The organism is Pseudovibrio sp. W64 (assembly GCF_001623145.1).
Classification (GTDB): domain Bacteria; phylum Pseudomonadota; class Alphaproteobacteria; order Rhizobiales; family Stappiaceae; genus Pseudovibrio.
In genome coordinates, this window is sequence record NZ_LMCI01000014.1 from 77,748 (window position 1) to 95,392 (window position 17,645).

The following is a 17,645-nucleotide window of genomic DNA, read 5'->3' on the forward strand; positions in this document are numbered from 1 at the left end:
GGAGGGAGACGTTCTTTTGATTAGCTCATCAATCAGATCAGGCTATCGTCCTGATTAATCGAATGCATCTGATCTACAACTCCGCCGTCTTCAGTTACTATGGTGTTGAAGTCGTCAGCTTCGAAGTTCTCCGCAGAGAGGTCTTCCACGTTAATGCCGTTCAAGGTGTAGGTGTGGCCACCATTGTCCAAAACCTCGATCACAACACTGTTGTTCTCTTCCGTGATCTGAACCTGTGATGCATTCAGATTACCAAAATCAATGGTGTCGGTTGCAGGGTCGAAGTTTGTGATGACTTCTTCTGATGCCCAATCCCAATTGATCTCAACGGTATCGCCTCCGATTGCTCCATTGCCGTTGGCCGCAGCTGCAAGAGCTGGTTCAGGAGCATTCTGAGTCTCACGAGGACCATTTTCCTGTTCAGCGTCCTGAGCAGGAGCGGCAACCGCATCATCATCTCTGTCATTGGAAGCAGCTGCTTCCTGTGCAGTGGTCGATGCTTCAGGAGCCTCTGGAATGTAGGTTGTCTCCACATTTTCTGCTTCGGACTGAGTTCCCACATCTGCCAGATTTTCAGCATTGGCGAGTAAGTCATCAATCTTGGCCTGAGCAGCCGCATCATTTGCGATGATGCTGTTTGCTGTCAGATCGGCTACGACAATACCAACCAGCAGAAGTGACCGACCACCGTTACCCGGCAGAGTGAACAACACACCATTGTCGGTCTGTTCCACTTCGAACTGGTCACCGCCAATCCAACCGATGTTCACGGTATCCTGTTCCGGGTTGAAGTTTGCAACTTCTTCCTGCTTGCCCCACTGCCAATCCAGTGTGAACTCACGAGGTGAACCATCGCCCGGATCAACTGGGTCAACCGGATCCACTGGATCTACAGGGTCGACCGGGTCAGGATCTGGGGTTGGGTCTGGGTCCGGAGTTGGGTCGACAGGTGGCTGTGAACCTTCACCGCTGAGCAGATCAAGGATTTCCTGCAATGTAGATGGATCTTTGATGTCGAAGTTATCGGCATTCAGATCCTCAAGGAACACACCTTCCAGCAGAAGGGTCTGTCCACCATTTGATGGCAGGGAGATCACAAGACCGTCTTCAGATTCTGTGAAGCTGATCTGGTCTGAACTGATCCAACCAATACTGATCTTATGATCCGCTGGGTTGAAGTCGGTGATAACGCTGTTTTCACCCCAAGCCCATGTGAACACGACCACACCATCACCAGGAACCTGACCCGGAGTGCCTGTACCCGGATCAACAGGATCAACCGGATCGACTGGATCAACTGGGTCCGGATCTGGATCAGTTGGGTCGACTGGATCAACCGGATCAGTTGGACCGAAGTCACCCGGTCTGGTCTGGTGGCCATCCGTTGTGTCGCCAGCTGGTGCTTCCGGAGTCAACAGGTCTTCACGGCTGACGAGGGTCACGTCATCCTGATCAAAGCCGAATGGAACTTCAAGGTTATCTTCCATGACCTGATCGAAGTGGAATTCCAGCTGACCTGGGACCAGATTATCAAGGGAAATGCCTTCGAACAGGAAGCTCTGACCACTTGGCAGAGTAGAGATCAGCAGGCCGTCGTCAGTTTCTTCAACGCTCAGACGCTCACGTGTACCGTAGTACAGGAAGCTGATCTTCATGGATGATGGGTCAAAGTCAGAGATAACTTCGTGTACGCCGTACTCATGAGACCGGATGTAGACTGTGTCGTCTTCGCGAGGGCCCACGCCTTGTTCCCAAGAGACCACGCCACCAAGATCTTGACGGAGGTGTTCATTGCCGACCACTCCGAAGTCTGAGATGTCGACATCCTGATAGGTGACGCCCTGCACAATTTGTGCAGAAGAGCTCCACGGGCTGTCGAGAACAATTTCACCAGCAGGAGACTTGGTCACGATGAGGCCGTGAACAGATGTTCCGCCGAAGTCCAGCTCGTCCCTATCAGGATCAAAGCCAACGATATCGTCTGCGTTTACGTCAGCGCGGAACTTGGAACCACCTTCATCGGTCGTGCCGGTGACTGTTGGTGGGTTTGAACCGTCGTTGTCATAAACAAGCTCGTATCCGCCACCCTGACTTGGGTCCGGCACTTCAACGGTCTCGCCAATGGCAGAGACAACTTCGTTGAACGCAGACTGTTCTGCGACAGAGAAGTTTGCCAGAGACAGATCGGAGAGTGTCACACCCTGGAAGATGGTGGTGGACATGATGTTACCGAACTGATCAGTGATCACGATGCGGACTGTTTGTCCGAGTGCGTCACCGCTTTCCTCGAAGATTTCAAACTGTTCGCCAGTCACACCTTCCAGAATATGGATCATGTCAGAGGATGGATCGAAGTCTGCGATGACCTGAGACTCACTGTCCAGACCGAGCATATACATGTCGCCAGTATGGCCACCATGCCCATCATCGCCATCGCCTGGATGACCATGACCATCGTCACCATCACCTGGATCAACCGGGTCGACAGGATCTACCGGGTCAACGGGATCAACCGGATCCACAGGGTCTACCGGATCAACAGGATCGGTTGGTTCTTCAGGTTGAGTGTTTCCGCCAACAAGGTCTCTGATCAATTCAGCTGCTGATGCATCCTGAATGGAGAAGTTTGCCAGTGTCAGGTCAGCAAGTGCAACCCCGGCCAGGAGCAGCGTCTGCCCGCCATTGGACGGAATAGAGAAGAGCACACCGTCTGGTGTCTCGGTTACTTCAAGCTGGTCAGCACTGATCCAGTCAACGAAGATCACGCCATCTTCTGTATCAAAGTCGTTGACGACTTCCTGTTCACCATAGGACCATGTGACAACCACATCGGCATCTTCTTTTGGAACACCAACACCTGGCAGAGTGCCGTTCAGGCCTTCTTCACCAGTCAGGCGATCCTGGAAGTAGTCGATTGCTTCATCAACAGTTGGGCTTTCAAAGCCGCCAAACTGCTCAACATACTGCAGAATTGAGGTGCCGTATTCATCCTGAGAAACGTTGCCGCCCTGCAGGAGAGCAAGTGTACCGTATGCGCCACGCAAGTGGGCAGCAGCCAAAATACCCGTCAGTGTGAGGGTTACGCTGACATCCTGACCGTTCTGCTCGTAGGTAAAGTCCTGTCCAATAAAGTCGTCCAGTGACTGGCCGCTGTTGGACAATCCGTTTTCGATAATCTGGAGATTGAAGCCAAATGCTTCCTGAATGGCAACTTCCTGTGCTTCAGGAGTCATAAACTCTTCTAGTGAGTCGACGCCGTTTTTACCGGTCCAGGTGCCATCCCAAGTGTTAGTGGATGCGCCGTTGCCGTAAAAGACATCATCATCATAGTAGCCCAGATCGATAAGCAGAGCTTCACCGAACTGGTAGCCGACGAACCCAAGTGAGTTGGTGGAGCGATAAGACATCGCACTCCATTGGTCGTCGTTCAGATCCCCCCAACTGTCATACTCTGGAAAGAAGTCTTGCACCGGACCGCCTGCCCATTCAGTGAGCTGCCAATCCTGAATTCTGCCGTCGTTGTATCTTTCGCGATCCCAACCGGATTCGAAAGCCCGCAATGCGTCACGGAATTCGTCATATGTGCCACGATAGTCCATTGTATTCCCTCAGTTTTTATTGAGAGGTCCCAGACAACTCCGAAATTAAAGGAGCAAGCCGAATTGCTAAGGTCCGGAAGGCTCACCGAGCCGCTCTCGTTAAAAACGAACGTTGATGCGATCTGACTGCAATTTTGATCTTTGCGTTTCCAACAGCGCATTGTTTGCAGTGCTTCTGATCGCTTCCGCGTTCGACGAGGCTGATTTTTCTGGAAATTGGGGCCAAATTTCGAAAGAAAAATGGAGTATTTATTACAGACGAATTTAAAAAAATCTCTGCGATTCAATGTTTTACATCACAGAATACCGTTTTTAGAATCTGACGATTCTGTTTTCTCTCAGTATTTCCGCGGCTTAACGATTCTATTGATTTAGAAAGATCTTTGGTATTTTATTGGCGTTTAAGGTGCCTTATTTGCCTTATTTGGCTTGTATTACTTTAGGATATGTACTTACACATTCTTGTGAATTATGCGGATATCACAGGTGCTGAACGCACTATCAGGCTTCCGACTCAAAGTGCCTAAACAATCCCTAAAATTCTACCCGCATACATTGCTGATTTTAGTGACCGGCATTTGCCCCCAAAATGAGAATGGTGACTAGTTCATTCTGGGAGGAAGCTATGGCCACGATCGCTATCAGCATGGCTTTGGCTCTGTGCTTTACGTCCATTGCCCTTTTGTTTCTTGCCGTGAAAAATAGGTGGTCTGCCCGCTCCAGAGTTCTCAGGCGCAAAGCACCGATCAAAGGGGAGTTTTCCCTCCACCCGCTTAATCTCATTCGTGAAGAAGAAGAGAAGATCGAGAAAGAGCGCCTTAAGCGGCGGGACGATCTTTAAGGGCGCTTGCTCTGCTTTTGTATAGTCAGAACAGCAAACGGCCTGAGTTGCCCATCCAGGAACGCAGGCCGCAAAGCGTGATTATGTTGTACTTAGGACGGACGTAGCTCTGACCAGGATTTGCCGAGGTTCCGGCCCTTTGCCAGATGGCCCCACTTGGTTTCCAGCATTCGGTCATCAAGGTGGTAGACCGAGCGGAGTAGGTCAGTTGTCACAACATCCTGTGGCGTGCCGTGGGCAACCAGATTGCCGTGGTTCAGCACAAAGATCTTGTCGGCATAGACGCAGGCCAGATCGATATCATGAAGGACTGCGATAACACCGCCGCCTTCATTCGCGTATTTGCGGCCTGTCTCCAGTACGTCGATCTGGTGCTTTAGATCCAAACTCGCAGTCGGCTCATCCAGAAACAGATAATTGGCACGGTCATTTTGTCTTGGTTCCCAAACCTGACAAAGCACACGAGCCAAATGAACACGCTGTTTTTCACCGCCAGACAGTTCCTGATAGTACCTGTTCAGGTAGGCTGTGAGGCCGACACGATCCAGAGCTTCCAGAACGCGTGGACGTAGTTGCTTTGCGCTTAGGCCATGACTGCCGGAGACCAGACCCAGCATAACAACCTCTTCAACTGAGAACGGGAAAGACAGTTGTGAGCTTTGAGGCAATACCGCGCGGCGGCTTGCAAGCTCGACTGCGGGGACTGACCAGATAGACGTTCCATCCAGCATTACGTCGCCTTCCGGTGGCGACAAATCACCCGTCAGGCATTTGAGAAGCGTCGACTTGCCGGCGCCATTGGGGCCGATGATTACTGTCAGTTCTCCCGGACAACTGCGGAAGTAGATGTCTCGGAGAAGTTTTTTTGTGCCAACGCTTACCGTGATGTTTATTGCCTCAAGCATCTGGGATCCTCACAATTGGACTTGGTTTTTGCGGCCAAGCAGGATGGAAAGGAACACAGGTGCGCCAATGATTGCTGTGATGATGCCGATTGGCAGTTCAGCAGGCGCGACCACCGTTCTGGCAACAACATCAGCGGCAACCAGTAAGGATGCACCGAGCAATGCACAGGATGGCAGGAGGAAGCGGTGGTCTGGTCCAATGAGCAGTCTCAAGACGTGGGGCACAACAATCCCGACAAAGCCAATTGCACCAGCCGCCGCAACAGAGGCTCCGGTTGCACCCGCAACCAGAATAATAATCAAACGTTTGAGGTGCTGTGTGTTGAACCCCAGATGAAAGGCTTCAGCTTCACCCAACAGAAATGCATTCAAACCTTTTGCGATGAATGGGAGAGAAGCGAGCACAGCCAGAGCAAACGGAAGTGTGGACCAAACTCTTGGCCACGTGGAACTTCCCAGTCCGCCCATGCCCCAGAATGTCAGGTCTCTGAGTTCTTCGTCTGTGCTACCGAAAACGAGAAACCCTGTGACAGCACCAGATAATGCGCCAAGCGCAATGCCAGCCAGCAGCATGGTCGCGATGGAGGTTTGACCTCGACGGGTTGCGACTTTGTAGAGCAGGGCGGTTGTTGCAGCACCGCCGACAAAAGCGCCCCACGGAAGGAGATAGACCGAGTAGCCATCCAAAATCCATGCAGGCAAACCGGAAGACAGAGTGATCACGCAGACTGCGGCGAGGGCTGCACCTGATGAAACTCCCACCAAACCCGGATCAGCAAGGGGGTTTCGGAACAAGCCTTGCATCATCGCACCGGAAGCAGCAAGAGAGGCACCGACAAGGCATCCAAGAACCGTTCTTGGCATACGAATATCCATCAGAATGACCTTGTCTCGGAGCGTGAGTGCGGTTTCATCACCAAAGAGCCAGTAATCAATCGCACCGAATATGTGTGAGACTGAAACCTCTGTTGGCCCCACGACCAACGACACGAAGCAGGCCACCAAAAGCAACAGGGTTAGCGCCTTAACAGCGTACTGCTGGCAGATTTCTCTGCTTGTTTTTGCATGGGTTACTAGTGACTTGAACGCCTCAGACAGTGTCATCTCACTCATTGCCGCCTGACCTCACGATTTTACGTCAGATTTAGCTGCGATTTTCACAAAGCGATCACTCAGGTCGCGAAGGGCTTGCGCTGTGCGAGGGCCGAAGCCGAGGAGATAGACGCCGTCCATGACGATGAGGTTGCCGTTTAGGCCTGCAGGGGTGAGGTTGAAACCTGGTTCTTTGAGAATTTCTGATTGGTCGCTTGAGCCCGGACGAGACATCATCATCACAACATCAGGAGCCGCTGCAATCAACGCTTCTTTAGAGACTGGTTTGTAGCCGCGCAGGTTTGCAAACACGTTGGTTGCGCCAGCTAGTCCAATCACGGCATGAGCCCCTGTTTCGCGGCCTGCAACCAGCGGTTTTCCGCCTCCTTCAGAGATGACAAAGACAACTTTGAGCGGTTTTGCTTGCTGATGTGCGTAGGCTATTGCCTCATCAAGATCTGCTTTGACCTTCGCTTTCAGCGCTTTTGTTTCCTCTGGAAGCTGCAATGCGGTTCCGACCACATCAATCTTCTCAAGAATGCCTTCCGGGGAATAAACCTCTTTCACTTCCGTCAGCTTGATAGAAGCAGCTTTGAGGACATCAACCGCCGTTGGTGGGCCAGAACCTTCCATCATGAGGATATGATCCGGATTCGTTGCGAGCACACCTTCTGCACTGAGAGCTCTCATGTAGCCGACATTGGGAAGCTTTGTTGCTTCCTCGGGATAGAGACTTGTGGTGTCGACAGCGGCCAACCGATCCTGAGCTTCCAGTGCGTAGACAATTTCTGTCAGAGATGAGCCAATTGAGATAATTCGCTGATCATTTTGTGTGCCCTCAGCCTGGACCTGACCGATGAACATTCCAAAGAACAAGCTCAGGAGCGCTGCGGCCACATAAGGAAGCATGAGAGAAAATGAATCGAGGGCTCTGGTTAGAACACGCATGGTAGCACCCATTTGAGAGGAGGTATTTCATTCCTTCGGGCATGAGTGGCTTCTGGCTTCCCAAATTCGCCCAGTTTGTAAAACGCTATCTTTCAAAATAACATGAGTGAAATACTCATATTTATATATCGGGTCAATCTCTAAATTGAGCTGGGAAGGAAGACAGGCAAATATAAGAAATAATACTTGACTATTAAATTCATATTTTTCTACATACGCAGATCGAGAGCCTTTTAAAGGCGCATCGTTAAGACCATTTTGCCAGCCAAGCGGTTTAAATCGCTAGCCAGCCTCCGCATACCCCTCCCATTCCTATTGTGGTATGTGTTTTGAGAGTGGCTCTGAAGACCTGAAACTTTGCTGAGCTTTTGACTGGAAAGGCTCATGTACTAATTGGCTAAGGAGTTCCGGCGTGTACATCGCAATGAACCGTTTCCGCGTGGTGCGGGGCAAAGAAGAAGAGTTTGAAACCGTTTGGAAAAATCGTGAGCGTCACCTGAGCTCCGTTCCCGGCTACATCGAATTTCGTATGCTCAAAGGCGAGACAGCTGAAGACCATACCCTTTATGCATCCCATACCACCTGGGATACCTATGAGAATTTTGTCGACTGGACGAAGTCTGAAGCGTTTGCATCTGCTCATAAAGGCGCTGGCACCCGCATGAACTTCTATCTGGGCGGCCCACACTTTGAAGGCTTTGAAGTCATCCTGACCGAGACCCGCGAAGTCGCTTAAAGCCTTCCTGACTGGAAGCTGCAACTTGCTGTAGCTTCCTTTCTCCCCGTCCAAAGTATCAATTGCGCCGTTATATTTTGTATGCAAACTATTTGTATGCAAAATTTATGGAGTGTCTGTGATGCGCTTAGATAATTGCATTTTTTATCTGCTTTCCCGCAGCGCCAGAAGTGGTGCGCGGTTTTACAAGAAGCAACTGGAAGAACTGGGCCTCACACCGGTCCAATCCATTGTGTTGCAAGCCCTTGCTGTTCAGGACGGATGCACAACGTCTCAACTGGGCAAGGCTGCCGAACTGGACAATGCAACACTTACCGGTGTGCTGGACCGGCTTTGCCCCGCCGGGTATCTGGAGCGCAAAGCAAGCCCGGAAGACCGACGGACCCAGCATATTTTCCTCACCAAGCAAGGTCAGGAAGTTTCTGAAATTCTTGACAGTTTAACTGAAGACGCGAACGCCAGATTTCTTGCGGAGCTGAGTGATCGTGAGAGGGACGATCTCAAGGCACTTCTCACCCGACTTTAGGCTGGGCGCTCAAGTTCATTTGAGCATTGTTTTCATTGCGTAATCTGATTGAACACCAGCAATCACTTGCAGGATTACGCCTTTATCTCAAAGATTTTCAATAGGACGGATTGAAAAGATGGATGTAAAAGTGATGTCAGGACTGGAGTTCCTGAAAGCCATGCAGAAAGCGGGCAATCGTCCGCCAATGGCGGAAACCATGAATGTAGACCTTGATTGCATTGAGGATGGCCTGGTTCGTTTTAAATGCATACCAACGAATGATCATCTCAATCCGGGCGGTACAGTGCATGGCGGTTATGCTGCGACAGCGCTGGATTCCGTTCTTTCTCTTGCGGTTCAGACCAAACTCAAAGACGCCTTCAATTTCCGCGGCACCTCAGAACTCAACGTCAAGTACATACGTCCCATTAAGGTAGGACAGGTTCTTTACGCTGAAGGCCGCGTGGTCAGCATGACGCGCCAGACCGGGATCTCTGCCGGAGAAATCGTCGACGAAGAAGGCAAAATTTACGCCTACGCTTCTGGAACTGTGATGATCAAACCAGAATCCTGATCGCATAGTTTTGGATAGGAGCACATAATCGCCTCTATGTGCTCCTTCTTTTGTGGACAAATTAGCTGGCTAAATTAATTTATTTTTGTCTGCTATATTTCCTGTTCCGTTGGTTGAAACTCTTCAAACTGCCAATTAATTAGAATTTATAGCCTTGAAATTGTGTCTTTTTATTCGATTAAATAATAGTTACAATGAAGGGCGCAACAATACGCCCTACCCCTAAGGAACTATATTTTACAATTGCACGTAACATAGTTTACACGCTATACGTGCTTATGGTGTTCCTGTGATGAGAAATCCGAAGCTATTTAGTGTAATGTGCTCTCGGATTCGTCTCTATCCAAAAAAAAGCGCTTTCTGTCATGCTGCACTCGATCTCGGACCGCTCGCTCGTTTCTCGCTTTGGAATTTCTCCCTGGTCATCCACCAGCAATCGTAAAAGTGACGCTGTCTATCTTTATCTGGAAGAACAGATCATCGTTGGTGCTCTTAAGCCTGGTGAAGCAATTGCCGAACAGACGGTAGCTGATGCGTGTGATTGCGCGCAGGGAACTGTACGTGAGGCCTTGCTTAAACTTCAGCAGTCCGGTTTGGTGGTACGGCACGATTACAAAGGCACTCGCGTTGCGGGTATCAGCCGCGCTGAAGCTGTCGAGATTGTCAAAATCCGCATGCAGCTGGAAGAGCAAGCCGGACGAATGATTGCCTCTAACATTTCAGGCGAGACGCGCGACCGGCTCTTTGAAATTCTAGATGCTATGTGCCAGGCAGCCGATGACAACGAGGTGTTTCTTTGCAGCGCTTATGACCGCCTCTTCCATGCAACCCTGTTCCGTCAGGCAAACTTGCGCGGATTAGAGCCTATTCTGGAACGTTGTGCGCTCCATATGCATCGTGTGACGCTGTCTCACCGAGACATTCCACTCAATGGTGCTGACATTCATGAAAAGCATATTGCGATCATCGAAACGCATTGCAATGGCACGCCTGAAGAAGCTGCAAACGCTGCGCGTGGGCATGTGAGCTTCCTGTTTGACCGCTGGATGTCAGAGCACACCTTCCTTAGTCTTTCCATTTAGACCGCCGCCAGCTTTCTGCTGGAGCAGCGCATGAAAAAAGCCGGAGTGCAGAAGCATCCGGCTTTTGTTGTTTCTTACGCTTGTGCGTTGCTTAAACGTCGAGGTTCGCAACAGATAGAGCGTTGGTTTGAATGAAGTCGCGGCGCGGCTCAACTTCATCGCCCATCAGCTTGGTAAAGATGTCATCAGCTGCGTCAGCTTCCTTGATCTTCACCTGCAGCAAAGAGCGTACATTCGGGTCCAGCGTGGTTTCCCAAAGCTGTTCTGGGTTCATCTCACCCAGTCCCTTATAACGCTGCATGGAGATGCCACGGCGCCCTTGCGCGTAAACAGCCTCCAGAAGGGCTTGTGGGCCGCGAATTTCGACAGACTTGTCTTTGCGCACCAAGGATGCGGCCTTGTGATAGACCTCATCCAAATGCTTGAAGTAGCTGTCGAGGCGACGCGCATCTGCAGAAGCCAGTAGGGCAGCATCAATCGTGGTGACTTCTTTCACGCCGCGAACAATACGGCTGAAGATGAGATCACCCTCTTCAGTTGCTTCACCTTCCCAACCACGCTCAAACTCATCAGCCAGAATGTCCAGGCGACGTGCGATGTAAGCAGCAGCTTCCTGCGCTTTTTCGTGGTTGTGCAGGTTGTCGGAGTTCAGCGCACCGGCAATTGCAGCCTGTTCGACGACAGCTTTGTTGTAGCGGGAATGCAGCCCGTTGAGAACGTCGGAGATTTCACGCGCCTCGTTCACGACGCTGCGAAGGTCTTCGCCCATACGCACTTCGCCGCTTGCAAGGCTGAGTGACGTCTCATCCAGACCACTGCCGATCAGGTATTCCTCAAAGGCCGCTTCATCTTTCAGGTACTGCTCGGACTTGCCGCGCGTAACCTTATAAAGCGGAGGCTGAGCGATATAGACGTAGCCGTTCTCAATCAGATCAGGCATCTGACGGAAGAGGAAGGTCAACAGCAGCGTACGAATGTGCGCACCGTCGACATCCGCATCGGTCATGATGATGATCTTATGGTAGCGGAGCTTTTCGAGGTTGAATTCCTCGTTGCCGATACCTGTTCCCAATGCAGTGATCAGCGTGCCGATTTCCTGCGAGGAGATCATTTTATCAAAACGTGCGCGCTCGACGTTCAGGATCTTACCCTTCAGCGGCAGCACAGCCTGATTTGATCTGTCACGGCCCTGTTTGGCAGAGCCACCCGCGGAATCACCCTCCACTATGAAGAGTTCAGCTTTAGAAGCATCGCGCTCCTGACAATCGGCCAGCTTACCGGGTAGAGATGCGATATCCAGTGCGCCTTTACGGCGTGTGAGCTCGCGAGCTTTACGAGCAGCTTCGCGAGCGCTCGCAGCTTCCACCACTTTGGAAACAATGGACTTTGCCGGAGCCGGGTTTTCTTCCAGCCATGTAGACAGCGCTTCACCAACGAGGTTCTCAACCACCGGACGGACTTCTGAAGAAACCAGCTTGTCTTTTGTCTGGGAGGAGAACTTAGGGTCCGGCACTTTCACAGAAAGCACGCAGGACAGACCTTCGCGGCAATCTTCGCCAGTTGGGTTTACTTTCTCACGCTTCAGGATCCCTGATGAATCTGCGTAGCCGGTCAACTGACGTGTCAGAGCTGCGCGGAAACCAGCAAGGTGCGTACCACCATCACGCTGTGGGATGTTGTTTGTGAAGCACAGAACGTTTTCGTGATAACTGGAGTTCCACCACATCGCCACTTCTACAGTGATGCCGTCTTTTTCGGCAATCATTGTAACAGGCTCTTCGATGAGTGGGTGCTTGGCACGATCCAGATAACGAACGAAAGCTTCCAGACCACCTTCGTAGTAGAGCTCTTCAACGCGAGGCTCAACACCACGATTGTCTGTCAGGATGATACGGGCACCAGAGTTGAGGAAGGCCAGCTCGCGCAGGCGGTGCTCAAGAGTGTCGTAATCAAATTCGATTTTGGTGAAGGTTTGAGGAGACGGGGTGAAAGTCACCTCGGTACCAGATTTACCCGGAGCGTCGCCGACAACTTTCAAAGGAGCTTCAGCCTCACCGTGATGGAAGCGAAGGAAGTGCTCTTTGTCATTGCGGAATACACGCAGCTCCAATGTGGTGGACAGTGCGTTCACCACAGAAACACCCACACCGTGCAGACCGCCGGATACCTTGTAGGAGTTGCTGTCAAACTTACCACCAGCGTGGAGCTGGGTCATAATAACTTCAGCCGCAGAAATTCCCTCTTCCGAGTGAATATCTACCGGAATACCGCGTCCGTTATCGGTTACCGAGACAGAACCATCAGCGTTCAACGTAACGGTCACATAATCAGCATGACCGGCCAGCGCTTCATCGATGGAGTTGTCGACAACCTCATAGACCATATGGTGCAGGCCCGAGCCATCATCGGTATCACCGATATACATGCCGGGGCGTTTACGTACAGCATCCAGGCCTTTCAGCACTTTGATGGAATCTGCACCGTATTCACCTGCGCCATTTTCCTGCTCAGGTCCGCCATTTTCAGGGGTCGACGTTTCGCTCATTCGAATCACTTCACACAACGGTTTTCATTAGGGTTCATGTTATAATTGGTTGGGCAAATGGTTCAAGCAATCTGGGAGTTTAAGCGCTCGTAAACCAAGGGAAATATTGCATAAACACTATTTTTAAGGGGGGATAATTTCCTTAGCGTGCATCCCATGGATTTGCTTGCACGATTAGCACCCCAAGTTTTCATTTTTGTGCCTGGCATTTTCTGAAAATTGAAACGACTTATCGGTGATATTGCTACCGTGTAATCATCAGGACTGCGATGCCGAGAAGTCCCAGAGAAGCCATTCGATTAATCAGGTGCATCGTCTTTTCCGACCTCAAGAACTGGCAAAATTTGACTGCCAGAAATGAATAGGCACCGTTGATGATCAGTAAGGTGGCTGACAGCACAGCGGCGAGTTCAACAAAGCCCAGCAGGCTCATTTCCTCAACGCTGACCAAATTGGGCATCAGCGCGAGGTAGAACATGATTGCCTTGGGGTTTGACAGGTTGAACAATAGCCCAGCAAACAAGGATGTCTTCGCAGAAGATTGTGGTGGGATTGAGTTGCTGTCATCCTCGGAAGGAGCTGCATATACGCTCTTCCAGATGCCCCAGGCTAAATAGGTGAGATACGCAGCACCTAACCACTGCAAAGCCACGAAGGCTCCAGAAAAACTGCTGGCAATTGCCGCTAATCCCAGTGCAGCCATGGAAAACCAGAGCAGATCACCGCTCAACAGCCCCAAACAGAACAGCACAGCACCGCTGCTGCCAAAGCTCATAGCCCGGGCAATGATTGCAAAAACAGCAGGGCCGGGAATGATCGCTAATGTGAAAAGCGTGCCACCAAACAGGGCAAGGCTGGTTACATCCATAAATCTGCAGCGGTTCTTTCGTGGTGACGAGCACTTTCAGTTTACGGCGCCGCAGTCTTCCGCAAGCGCCGTCTCAAAGAGCAGATTGCTCAGCGGGTCACCATGGTTGCTGCCACGCCGACCATCACTACACTGGAACTTCTGTTCAGGCGCTGGAATGCTTTTTGCGACGAAATCAGCTTCTTTGCAGAGACCGCCAAATAGGCATAGATGCCGAAGACGATGAACAACACACTGGCCATGGTTGCTGCCAGTTCCCAATAAGCCAGCAGGTTGATCTTATCCATGGGCACGATGTTAGGCATCAGCGCCATATAAAAGATCACGACCTTTGGGTTGGACAGGTTCATTGAGAGACCAGCAAGCAAGGCTGTAAAACGTGAGGACGCCTCTACAGCTGCATCACCATCTTGCGTTGGAGCTACGCCCTTTGAGTTCCACATCCCCCAAGCGACGTACAGCAGATAGGCGGCTCCAACCCATTTGAGCGCCATAAAAATAATCGCGTAGTTGGTCGCGATGGCTGCCAGCCCCATGATTGCGAGCGTAAACCAAAACAGATCACCACAGATCATACCGACAACGAACATAGGTGTGCCACGCATGCCTTGTCCGAAAATACGGGCAAGCAAAGCGGCGATACCGGGACCCGGTGTGATGGCTGCAGCGAACAAGGTTCCTGCAAAAAACAAAAGAACTGCCAATTCCATTTTATTGCTCTTCTTATCGCGCCACGATTGCGGCAGCGGTGCCAAACATTGCAACACTCGCGCTCTTATTCAATCGAGACACGGCTTTTTCTGAGGTCAGGAGGCTTCGTGCCCGTACGGTCACACCAATATAGATTGCAAAGACCAGTGACAACACGGCAAGCGTAACAAACATCAACTCAACCAAGCCAATGGTTGTGATAGTTTCCATAGGCACCACGCTTGGCATCAAAGCCGCATAAAACAGCAAGCCTTTAGGATTGGAAAGCGTGATCAGCATGCCGGAGACAAGTGTTTTGGCACTGCTTTTGGTGTTTTGCGTTATGGCGGCGGTGCCTTCAGTTGCCTGCGCTGTCTGGAGACCACTGGCACGCCAGAGCTTCCAAGCCAGAAACAGCAAGTAAGCAGCGCCTGCGTATTTAACGATGGTGAACGCCAGTACATAAGTACTCGCCAGTTTTGCGAGGCCCAGGATTGCCAGAATAAACAGACACATGCTGCCAATCAGCATGCCAGAGACGAATGTGAGTGTACCTTGCAACCCAAAACCGAGTGTACGCGAAACCAGTGCCGTAATCGCAGGGCCCGGTGTGATGGCAACAACAAACAGAGTTGCCCCAAATACGAGGAGAATTTGCAAGTCCATGGGGATCACTTAAGTCAGAGATAGGGCGCTTAACGCGGTTTGCGTATTCTCATCGGAAGGCTTGCCTCTGCTTTTCCAGAATACCGCCCAAGACTAATCACAAGGATATTTCTCTGACAAGCGAGATAAAAGCGACTTGCCTTCAAGCCAGCTCAATCATGACGCTTTTAGCTTAGCGTAATACCGCCGTTTGCAACCTCGAAAATCTGTGCGGCACTTGGCAGGTCTTTGAAGAGGTTTTCGTCGGTGCCAGTCATGAAAACCTGACCACCCAGAACTTCCAGCCGTGTAAAGAGAGCTTCGCGGCGGCCAGGATCCAGATGGGCGGCGACTTCATCCAGCAGCAGGATCGGGGTCATGCCGGAAATCGATGAGGTGAGGTCTGCATGTGCCAGAACCAAGCCAATCAACAGCGCTTTTTGCTCTCCAGTTGAAGCTTGCGCGGCGGGCATTTGCTTTTCGCTATGGACCACGTAGAGGTCAGAGCGGTGCGGACCATCCAGAGTACGCCCTGCGGCACGGTCGCGAAAGCGGCCTTCCACCAGCAAATCCCGATAGCAATCTTCCCGATCTGATGCGCTCATGCCGATGGTTGCGGTTTCAAACGCGCCTTGCAGGTGGATTTCTGCGGACGGGAAGGGGAGGCCGAGCTGCTTTTGTGCTTCCAGTGTTTTGGCCAGCAAACTCACGGTTTCACTACGAGCCAGAGCGACAGCGGTGCCCAGTTCAGCAACCTGCGCTTCGATGGCATCGAGATATTCGGGCGTTCCGCCCTCAGACAACAGGCGGTTTCGCTGGCGCAATGCTTTTTCAAAGCTTGCGACCATTCTGCCATGAGACGGATTGAGGGAGAGGACCAGACGATCGAGAAATTTGCGTCGATCAGAGGCTGAGCCCGTAAACAGGCCATCCATGGACGGGACCAACCACAACACACGAAGGTATTCCAGGAGAGCTTCGGAAGAACGAGCTTCTTCGCTGTCAATGCGGACGCGGCGTCCCGGTTCTCCGGCAGTTAAACCTGTACCGATGCGGGTCTCACCAAATTCTCCATCCAAGATCGCGCTGACAGCCCAGCCGCCAGATCCATCGGCGCGGGCAATATCGCTAAGGGTTGCGCGGCGGAGACCACGGCCAGCGGAGAGAAAGGAGATTGCTTCGAGAATATTGGTTTTGCCTGCGCCGTTATCGCCGACAAAAGCGACCATCCGGCTGTTCAACTCAACGCTTGTTGCGTTGTAGTTTCGAAAATCCGTTAGCGCGAGGCGAGTAAGCGCCACAGGCACTGGATCCGGCATTCAGGCTCTCTTTGGTTACATGAATTTTGAGCATATTCTCATCCGAAAATTGGCCGCCATTTTTCGGGAATATGTAGCAGAAGAAAAAATGCCCCCGGCTTAGGACCGAGGGCAAAACATTTATACGCGCATTGGCATCAGCACATAAAGCGCTTCATCACTACCTTCATCGCGAACGAGGGTCGGAGAACCGGAATCTGCAAGCGTAAAGAGAGCGGAATCAGCTTCCAACTGAGCTGCGATATCCAACAGGTACTTGGAGTTGAAGCCGATCTCGAATTCTTCGTTGTCATACTCAACTGCAACTTCTTCAGTCGCAGAACCAGAGTCCGGGTTGGTGACCGTCAGAACGATCTTGCCTTCGCTCAGGGACATTTTGACTGCCCGGCCACGATCAGATGCGATGGTGGATACGCGATCAACTGCCTCCTTGAAGGCATCACGATCAACGCGCAGTTCCTTGTCGTTTCCTTTTGGAATGACGCGCTCATAATCCGGGAAGGTGCCGTCGATGAGTTTTGAGGTCAGGATGATATCACCAATAGTGAAACGGATCTTGGTTTCAGAGATCTCAACTTTGATCTCAACTTCCGGATCATCCAACAGCTTCTGAATTTCTCCAACGGTTTTACGCGGTACGATGATACCAGGCATACCCTCGGAGCCTTCCGGCGCCTCAAGCTCAGCCTGAGCGAGGCGGTGTCCGTCCGTTGCGACAGCACGGAAACGCAGGCCTTCTCCGATATCCAGAGAGTGCATGTAGATACCATTGAGGTAGTAGCGGGTTTCTTCCGTAGAGATCGCAAACTGAGTGCTGTTGATCAACTTGCGGATGCCACCGGCGGTCATGGTGAAGCTGTGAGTGAACTCACCAGCAGTCAGATCAGGGAAGTCGGTGACTGGCAGGATTTGCAGCGCGAAGCGGGAGCGCCCGGCGCGAATTTCCATAGTGCTGTCATCACCAGACGTTTCCAAAACAACCTGAGAACCATCTGGCAGCTTACGCACGATCTCGTAGATCATGTGAGCTGGCACTGTGGTTCCACCTGGCGTTTCGACCATTGCCGCGATGCTTTCCACGACCTCAAGATCCAAATCTGTTGCCTTGAGCTTGAGGTTGCCACCTTCAGCCTGCAGCATCACGTTGGAGAGGATCGGAATGGTGTTCCGCCGTTCCACCACACGGTGTACGTGGGTCAGAGACTTCAAAAGCTCGGTCCGCTCAAGTGTCACTTTCATGCGAAACGTCCATTCTTCTGGGCGGAGCATCGCGCCGGTGCAGCGAACTCCGCG

Annotated in this window: 15 protein-coding genes; 5 read left to right on the forward strand and 10 right to left on the reverse strand. The window is 51.5% G+C overall.

Going from position 1 to position 17,645, the window contains the following annotated elements:
- Positions 1 to 32: 32 nt before the first annotated feature.
- The gene (locus tag PsW64_RS08345; RefSeq protein WP_063303315.1) at positions 33 to 3,599 is read right to left on the reverse strand and encodes a hypothetical protein; all 3,567 of its coding nucleotides are present in this window, start codon (positions 3,597 to 3,599) and stop codon (positions 33 to 35) included.
- Positions 3,600 to 4,224: 625 nt separating this feature from the next.
- Here PsW64_RS08345 and PsW64_RS08350 point away from each other — a divergent pair.
- Positions 4,225 to 4,440 carry a hypothetical protein gene (locus PsW64_RS08350; RefSeq protein WP_063286297.1) on the forward strand — a complete coding sequence of 72 codons (216 nt, stop codon included), beginning with the start codon at positions 4,225 to 4,227 and terminating at the stop codon, positions 4,438 to 4,440.
- 92 nt (positions 4,441 to 4,532) lie between these two features.
- Here the strand turns inward: PsW64_RS08350 and PsW64_RS08355 are convergent, their stop codons facing one another.
- From PsW64_RS08355 to PsW64_RS08365, 3 genes are read right to left on the reverse strand one after another with little or no spacing between them, the layout of a single operon-like run.
- A complete protein-coding gene (locus tag PsW64_RS08355) occupies positions 4,533 to 5,345 on the reverse strand; it encodes a heme ABC transporter ATP-binding protein (protein WP_063303316.1) in 813 nt (270 codons plus the stop codon).
- Positions 5,346 to 5,354: 9 nt separating this feature from the next.
- Complete coding sequence (locus PsW64_RS08360; RefSeq protein WP_063303317.1) at positions 5,355 to 6,458, reverse strand: FecCD family ABC transporter permease; 1,104 nt, start codon at positions 6,456 to 6,458, stop codon at positions 5,355 to 5,357.
- Positions 6,459 to 6,470: 12 nt separating this feature from the next.
- Positions 6,471 to 7,385 (reverse strand): heme/hemin ABC transporter substrate-binding protein, encoded by a 915-nt coding sequence (locus PsW64_RS08365; RefSeq protein ID WP_244277257.1) that lies wholly within the window; start codon positions 7,383 to 7,385, stop codon positions 6,471 to 6,473.
- A 412-nt stretch (positions 7,386 to 7,797) separates the two neighbouring features.
- Between PsW64_RS08365 and PsW64_RS08370 the strand changes: the two genes are divergently transcribed.
- From PsW64_RS08370 to PsW64_RS08385, 4 genes are all read left to right on the forward strand, one after another.
- Positions 7,798 to 8,121, forward strand: a complete 324-nt coding sequence (locus PsW64_RS08370) for an antibiotic biosynthesis monooxygenase family protein (RefSeq protein ID WP_063303318.1) — start codon at positions 7,798 to 7,800, stop codon at positions 8,119 to 8,121.
- A 121-nt stretch (positions 8,122 to 8,242) separates the two neighbouring features.
- A complete protein-coding gene (locus PsW64_RS08375; RefSeq protein WP_057463126.1) occupies positions 8,243 to 8,647 on the forward strand; it encodes a MarR family winged helix-turn-helix transcriptional regulator in 405 nt (134 codons plus the stop codon).
- 118 nt (positions 8,648 to 8,765) lie between these two features.
- The gene (locus PsW64_RS08380) at positions 8,766 to 9,203 is read left to right on the forward strand and encodes a PaaI family thioesterase (protein WP_063303319.1); all 438 of its coding nucleotides are present in this window, start codon (positions 8,766 to 8,768) and stop codon (positions 9,201 to 9,203) included.
- A 365-nt stretch (positions 9,204 to 9,568) separates the two neighbouring features.
- On the forward strand, positions 9,569 to 10,285 hold the full coding sequence (locus tag PsW64_RS08385) for a GntR family transcriptional regulator (RefSeq protein WP_057463128.1): 717 nt from the start codon (positions 9,569 to 9,571) through the stop codon (positions 10,283 to 10,285).
- Positions 10,286 to 10,376: 91 nt separating this feature from the next.
- Here the strand turns inward: PsW64_RS08385 and gyrB are convergent, their stop codons facing one another.
- The 6 genes from gyrB to dnaN form a co-directional block, all read right to left on the reverse strand.
- Positions 10,377 to 12,830 carry a DNA topoisomerase (ATP-hydrolyzing) subunit B gene (gyrB, locus tag PsW64_RS08390; protein WP_063303320.1) on the reverse strand — a complete coding sequence of 818 codons (2,454 nt, stop codon included), beginning with the start codon at positions 12,828 to 12,830 and terminating at the stop codon, positions 10,377 to 10,379.
- 244 nt (positions 12,831 to 13,074) lie between these two features.
- Entirely contained in the window at positions 13,075 to 13,698 is a 624-nt protein-coding gene (locus PsW64_RS08395; protein WP_063303321.1) for a LysE family translocator, read from the reverse strand.
- 89 nt (positions 13,699 to 13,787) lie between these two features.
- Complete coding sequence (locus tag PsW64_RS08400) at positions 13,788 to 14,408, reverse strand: LysE family translocator (RefSeq protein WP_063303322.1); 621 nt, start codon at positions 14,406 to 14,408, stop codon at positions 13,788 to 13,790.
- A gap of 13 nt (positions 14,409 to 14,421) precedes the next feature.
- Positions 14,422 to 15,054: a LysE family translocator gene (locus PsW64_RS08405; protein ID WP_063300364.1), complete on the reverse strand. Its 633-nt coding sequence runs from the start codon at positions 15,052 to 15,054 to the stop codon at positions 14,422 to 14,424.
- 167 nt (positions 15,055 to 15,221) lie between these two features.
- Complete coding sequence (gene recF, locus PsW64_RS08410) at positions 15,222 to 16,352, reverse strand: DNA replication/repair protein RecF (protein ID WP_063303323.1); 1,131 nt, start codon at positions 16,350 to 16,352, stop codon at positions 15,222 to 15,224.
- Between the two features lie 120 nt (positions 16,353 to 16,472).
- On the reverse strand, positions 16,473 to 17,591 hold the full coding sequence (gene dnaN, locus PsW64_RS08415) for a DNA polymerase III subunit beta (RefSeq protein ID WP_063286480.1): 1,119 nt from the start codon (positions 17,589 to 17,591) through the stop codon (positions 16,473 to 16,475).
- Positions 17,592 to 17,645 lie beyond the last annotated feature (54 nt).

What these genes read in the sequence shown, in the direction of transcription:
- dnaN (WP_063286480.1), bottom strand. Translation starts at nt 17,591, where the DNA reads ATGAAAGTGACACTTGAGCGGACCGAGCTTTTGAAGTCTCTGACCCAC.
- PsW64_RS08405 (WP_063300364.1), bottom strand. Translation starts at nt 15,054, where the DNA reads ATGGACTTGCAAATTCTCCTCGTATTTGGGGCAACTCTGTTTGTTGTT.
- PsW64_RS08385 (WP_057463128.1), top strand. Translation starts at nt 9,569, where the DNA reads ATGCTGCACTCGATCTCGGACCGCTCGCTCGTTTCTCGCTTTGGAATT.
- PsW64_RS08345 (WP_063303315.1), bottom strand. Translation starts at nt 3,599, where the DNA reads ATGGACTATCGTGGCACATATGACGAATTCCGTGACGCATTGCGGGCT.
- recF (WP_063303323.1), bottom strand. Translation starts at nt 16,352, where the DNA reads ATGCCGGATCCAGTGCCTGTGGCGCTTACTCGCCTCGCGCTAACGGAT.
- gyrB (WP_063303320.1), bottom strand. Translation starts at nt 12,830, where the DNA reads ATGAGCGAAACGTCGACCCCTGAAAATGGCGGACCTGAGCAGGAAAAT.
- PsW64_RS08395 (WP_063303321.1), bottom strand. Translation starts at nt 13,698, where the DNA reads ATGGATGTAACCAGCCTTGCCCTGTTTGGTGGCACGCTTTTCACATTA.
- PsW64_RS08360 (WP_063303317.1), bottom strand. Translation starts at nt 6,458, where the DNA reads ATGAGTGAGATGACACTGTCTGAGGCGTTCAAGTCACTAGTAACCCAT.
- PsW64_RS08380 (WP_063303319.1), top strand. Translation starts at nt 8,766, where the DNA reads ATGGATGTAAAAGTGATGTCAGGACTGGAGTTCCTGAAAGCCATGCAG.
- PsW64_RS08375 (WP_057463126.1), top strand. Translation starts at nt 8,243, where the DNA reads ATGCGCTTAGATAATTGCATTTTTTATCTGCTTTCCCGCAGCGCCAGA.
- PsW64_RS08400 (WP_063303322.1), bottom strand. Translation starts at nt 14,408, where the DNA reads ATGGAATTGGCAGTTCTTTTGTTTTTTGCAGGAACCTTGTTCGCTGCA.
- PsW64_RS08350 (WP_063286297.1), top strand. Translation starts at nt 4,225, where the DNA reads ATGGCCACGATCGCTATCAGCATGGCTTTGGCTCTGTGCTTTACGTCC.
- PsW64_RS08355 (WP_063303316.1), bottom strand. Translation starts at nt 5,345, where the DNA reads ATGCTTGAGGCAATAAACATCACGGTAAGCGTTGGCACAAAAAAACTT.
- PsW64_RS08365 (WP_244277257.1), bottom strand. Translation starts at nt 7,385, where the DNA reads ATGCGTGTTCTAACCAGAGCCCTCGATTCATTTTCTCTCATGCTTCCT.